Annotated in this window: 4 protein-coding genes; 3 read left to right on the top strand and 1 reads right to left on the bottom strand. The window is 73.5% G+C overall.

The annotated features are described in order from the left end of the window. Positions 1 to 22: 22 nt before the first annotated feature. On the bottom strand, positions 23 to 715 hold the full coding sequence (locus tag IEY99_RS26270) for a ScbR family autoregulator-binding transcription factor (protein ID WP_189206740.1): 693 nt from the start codon (positions 713 to 715) through the stop codon (positions 23 to 25). A 118-nt stretch (positions 716 to 833) separates the two neighbouring features. On the opposite strand from IEY99_RS26270, the gene IEY99_RS26275 reads away from it, so the two are divergent. From IEY99_RS26275 to IEY99_RS26285, 3 genes are all read left to right on the top strand, one after another. Then, entirely contained in the window at positions 834 to 1,772 is a 939-nt protein-coding gene (locus IEY99_RS26275; RefSeq protein WP_189206741.1) for a ScbA/BarX family gamma-butyrolactone biosynthesis protein, read from the top strand. Positions 1,773 to 1,785: 13 nt separating this feature from the next. After that, positions 1,786 to 2,817, top strand: coding sequence for an NAD-dependent epimerase/dehydratase family protein (locus IEY99_RS26280; protein WP_189206742.1), 1,032 nt, complete (start codon positions 1,786 to 1,788; stop codon positions 2,815 to 2,817). 132 nt (positions 2,818 to 2,949) lie between these two features. Further along, a complete protein-coding gene (locus IEY99_RS26285) occupies positions 2,950 to 4,923 on the top strand; it encodes an alpha-ketoacid dehydrogenase subunit alpha/beta (RefSeq protein WP_229799263.1) in 1,974 nt (657 codons plus the stop codon). Positions 4,924 to 4,930: the final 7 nt, after the last annotated feature.

Genomic DNA, 4,930 nt, shown 5'->3' on the forward strand with positions numbered 1-4,930 from the left:
GCCCGGGCCGTCCCGGGCGTGCTCAGCTGGCCGTGGCCGCCTTCGCCGCGGTTGCTCTCGCGGAGGTTGCCGTCGCCGTGGTCGTGGTCGCCGTGGTCGTGGTCGCGGCGGAACCCTCGGGGCGGAACTTCGCCAGCCGCCGCGGCGGCACCAGGCCCGGCAGGACGATCTCCCACATGCTGGTGATGCGCCGCTGGATGTCCGCGCGCTCGGTGAGCACCTGCGAGCTGATCTGCACGCCGGTGAACGACGAGATGATGAAGGTCGACACGTCCAGCGACACCATCCCCGGCCGCAGGTCGCCCTTGGCCCGGGCCGCCACCAGGCACTCCTCGACGGCGGCGATCCACTGCTGGTAGGCCGCCGGCGCCGGGTCGTTGAAGGTGCCGTGCTCGACCACGAGCCGGATGCCGGCGCGCACGCGGGTGTCGCGCTGGAGCAGGCCGCCCAGGTCGTGCGTCATGTCGATGACCGTCTGCAGGCCCAGGCCCGAGGTGTCCTTCAGCGGCTGCCAGACCTTGAACTGCTCGTCGATGATCGTGCGGGCGATCTCCTCCTTCGACGTGAAGTGGAAGTACAGCGCGCCCTTGGTCACCGCGGCGCGCTTGAGGATGTCGGACAGGCTCGCGCCCGCGAAACCCCGCCGGTCGAATTCCTCGGCCGCGGCGTCGATGATCGCCGCCCGGGTTCGTCCCGCTCGTTCCTGCCTGGCCATCTTCTCGCATCCTTCCGGTTCCCTGTGCGGCAGATCCTATCCCGACGGCCGAACGGTATCGACAAACATACCGGCCGGTTAGTACGTTTGGTGCACGGAAGTCCACGAGGGGAGAAACATGAGCCAGCTGGTCAAGGTCCGCCCTGAGGTCCATACCGAGCCGATCGGTGTCGATTTCGAGCAGACCGTGCCCCGCAGCCTGGTGCACCGCAGGGCGGTCTCCGAGGTGTTCCTCACCGACCTGCTGCCGGTCGACGACAGCACCGTCGAGGTCGGCGCCCAGTGGCCGCGCGACCACAGCTTCTACCGCCTGCGTTCCGGGCAGTTCCACGACCCGCTACTGCTGGCCGAGAGCATCCGGCAGGCCGGCCTGGCCATCGCCCACCGGGTGTTCGGCGTACCGATGGACTGGCAGTTCCTGACCCGCCGGCAGGACTACCAGATCAGCACCGCCGGTCTGGCCCGGGAAAGCCAGCCGGTCGACCTTCTGCTCGGCGTCGCCTGCCGCGACGTCAAGCGCACCCGGCGCGGCGTCAGCGGGATGAGCATGGACATGGTCGTCTACCGCGACTGCGAGCGGGTCGGCACCGGCTTCGTCGACTGGAGCTGCGTGTCGCCCGCCTCGTACGCCCGGCTGCGCTCCGCCACCGCCGCCGCGGGCGTCACCGGGCCGCTGCCCCGGCCCGTGGCGCCCGGGCTGGTCGGCCGCGACCGGGAGCACGACGTCGTGCTGACCCCGGGCCCCACCCGCGACACCTGGCAGCTGCGGGTCGACCAGGAGCACGCCGTGCTCTTCGACCACTTCGTCGACCACGTGCCCGGCATGGTGCTGATGGAGGCCGCCCGGCAGGCGACGATCCTGCACTGCGGCGGCACCGAGGTGATCCCGGTGCGCTCGCAGTTCACCTTCGACCGCTATGTGGAGCTGGACGAACCGGCCACGGTCACCGTGTCATCGCTTGCGGGGGGCGCTGACGCGAGGACGGTCCGGGCGGACTTCGTCCAGGGTGGCCGCATCATGGCCACCGGCCTGCTCGACGTGCTGACCGGCGGCTGAGGTACCGCCGCGGATGCCTTCCCCCGCGACCGGCGGGCGCCCCCGCATCCTGGTGACCGGCGGCACCGGCTTCGTCGGCTCCGCCGTCCTGCGGGTCCTGCGCGAGCGCTGCCGGGCACTGACCGCGGCGAGCCGCCCGGAGATCCGGGTCCTGACCCGGCGCCCCCTGCCGCCGGAACTGGTCGCCGCCGGGGTGGTCGAGGTGCGAGGCGATCTCGCCGACCCGGCCACCCTGCGCGGCGCCTGCGACGACGTGTCCACAGTGCTCCATCTCGCCGCGCAGGTCGGCGGCGATGCCGGCAGATGCGTGGCCGTCAACGAGCGCGGCACCGAGGCGCTGCTGCACCGGGCCGCGGCCGCCGGGGTGGGCCGGCTGGTCTATCTGAGCACCACCGGGGTCTACGGCTCGGGGGTGCACCGCGGTGCCGGCGAGGACGACCTGCCGATGGCGCCGGTCTCGGCGACCAGCCGCAGCCGCGCCGCCGCCGAGGTCGCCGTGCGCGAGTCCGGTGGCATCGTGCTGCGTCCTCACCTCGTCTACGGCCCGGGCGACACCTGGTTCGTGCCCACCGTGCTCGGCCTCTTCGACCGGGTGCCCGCCTGGATCGACGGCGGAGCGGCGCGCGCCTCCCTGGTCCGCGTCGAGGACCTCGGCGCGGTGGGCGCGGCGCTGGCCCTGGGCGCCGGCGCTGGAGCCGGCGGCGGTGTCTTCCACGTCAACCATCCGGAGCCGGTGTCCGTACGGACGCTGGTCACCAGCATCTGCGCGCGCCTCGGCCGCCCGGCACCGCGCGACGACCTGCCCGCGCGCCGGCACCGGGAACTGACCCGCCGGGCCCTGCCGGGGCTGACGGACCACCAGTTCGAACTGCTCGCCGAGGACCACTACTACGAGAGCTCGCGCATCTGGCGGTGGACCGGGGTGCCGGCCGGAGCGGGCTTCGCCGCCCACGTCGCAGAGGCGGCCGACTGGTACGGCCGGGCGACCGCTCCCGCTCCTGCGGCGGACACCGCCTCCCTCGCGAGGACCAGCCGGCCCCGCTGACCGCTCCCGCGAGGGAGGCGGCGGGGCCGTCCGGGGGAGCGTCCCTCCCTCCGCGGAGCGGGAGAATTCGCTGCGGGAAATGGCTCCCGGAGCGGATTGTTGCGATTTCGACGGTCGCGAAAAATTGCCGTCGTGGAAGCGAAGATCGGCTCGCCCCGCGCCGCCACGACGGGCGTTCGCGAGCCAAAAGAGCTGCTCGAGCGCATGATGACGTCGCGTGAATGCGACCGTCGATCGGGCCTGACGCTGCGCCAGGGCCACGCCTGGTTCGCCATTTCCTCCGCCGGTCACGAGGCATTCGCCGCGCTGGAGGACGTTCTCGAGCCGCAGGACTACGTCTTTCCTCACTACCGGGACCGGGCGCTGGTCATGGCCCGCGGCATGACGGTCGAGGACGTCGCCCGGGACCTCATGGCCAAGGCGGGCTCCCACTCGGCCGGTCGCTCCATGACCTCCCACTTCAGCCACCCGGCCGGCAACGTGGTCTCGCTGGCCAGCCCCACCGCCAGCCAGTGCCTGCCGGCCGCCGGGGTGGCCTGGGCCGCGGCCCGCCGTGGCGACCGCGCGGTCGTCGTCTGCTCGCTCGGTGAGGCGTCCACCCGCCAGGGCGAGTTCTTCGAGGCGCTCGCGTTCGCCCTGCAGAAGAACCTGCCCCTCGTCCTCGTGGTGGCCGACAACGGTTACGGCATCAGCACCCCGACCGCCGGCACCTCCCCACGCGACCTCGGCATGCTGCCCGCCGGCCACCTCCTCGACGTCGACGGCGCCGACCCCGAGGCGGTCCTCGCCGCCGGACGCACCGCCGTCGAGCGGGCCCGCGGCGGCGGTGGCCCCACCGTCCTCTGGTGCCGGGTGGACCGCCTCGACCCGCACAGCTCCTCGGACGACCACCGCGTCTACCGCACGGCCGACGAGCTGGCCGCCCTGCGCGACCCGGTCGCCGGGTACGCGCGCAAGCTCCTCGCCGACGGCGTCATCGACCAGTCCTGGTGGGACGCCGCCGCCGCGCGGATCGCCGGCGAGGTCGAGCGCATCTTCGCCCGGGTGGCCCAGGAGCCGGCCGCGGATCCCAAGGAGATCACCGACCACCTGTACGGGCCGTCACGGCCGGTGCCGCCGGTGGAACCGCGGGGTGGGACCATCGTGGCGGCCGTCAACGACGCACTGGGCGCGGCCCTCACCCGCGAGCCGGGCACACTCGTGTTCGGCGAGGACGTCGAGGACCCCAAGGGCGGGGTGTTCGGCTTCACCAAGGGGCTGGGCACCGAGCGGGTGGTCAACGCCCCGCTCGCCGAGGCGACCATCGTCGGCATCGCCGTCGGGCTGGCCGCCGCCGGCCTGCGCCCCGTCGCCGAGCTGCAGTTCGTCGACTTCGCCGGCCCCGCCTGGAACCAGATCGCCGCGCAGCTCACCACGCTGCGCTGGCGGTCGGCCTCCGGCTGGGCGTGCCCCGTGGTGCTCTATGCGCCCTGGGGCGCGTACCTGCCCGGCGGTGGGATCTGGCACAGCCAGAGCAACGAGAGCCTGTTCACCCACCTGCCCGGTCTGCGGGTCGTCGTGCCGTCGTCGCCGGAGGACGCCACGGCCGCCTTCGCGGCGGCCACCGGCGGCGCGGATCCCACGCTGATCCTGCTGCCCAAGCACCTGATGCGCCGGCGGCAGGAGCCCGCGCCCGCGGCGGTCGACGCGTACGGCGCCCGCACGCTGCGCACCGGCGCGGACGTCACGGTCGTGACCTGGGGCAACGGCGTGGAGCTCGCCCTGGAGGCGGCCGGCGCCCTCGCCGCCGAGGGGGTCGATGCCGAGGTGATCGACCTGCGCTGGCTGGTGCCGTGGGACCGCGACACGGTGGCCGCCTCGCTGCGGCGTACCGGCCGGCTCGTGGTGGTGCAGGAGGACGCCCGCACGAGCAGCTTCGGCGCCGGCGTGATCAGCGACCTGGTCGGCGCCGATGCCGACTTCTACACGCTTCTGGCGCCGCCGCGGCTGGTCAGCCGCGACGACGTGCACGTCCCGTTTCACCCCGATCTCGAACGCGCGGTCCTGCCCGGCGTGAGCGACGTGCTCGCCGCGGTCCGCAGCGTTCTGAGCCGAGTTCCGGAATGAGGAGTCG

This window comes from Couchioplanes azureus, from assembly GCF_014648355.1.
Lineage (GTDB): Bacteria > Actinomycetota > Actinomycetes > Mycobacteriales > Micromonosporaceae > Actinoplanes > Actinoplanes azureus.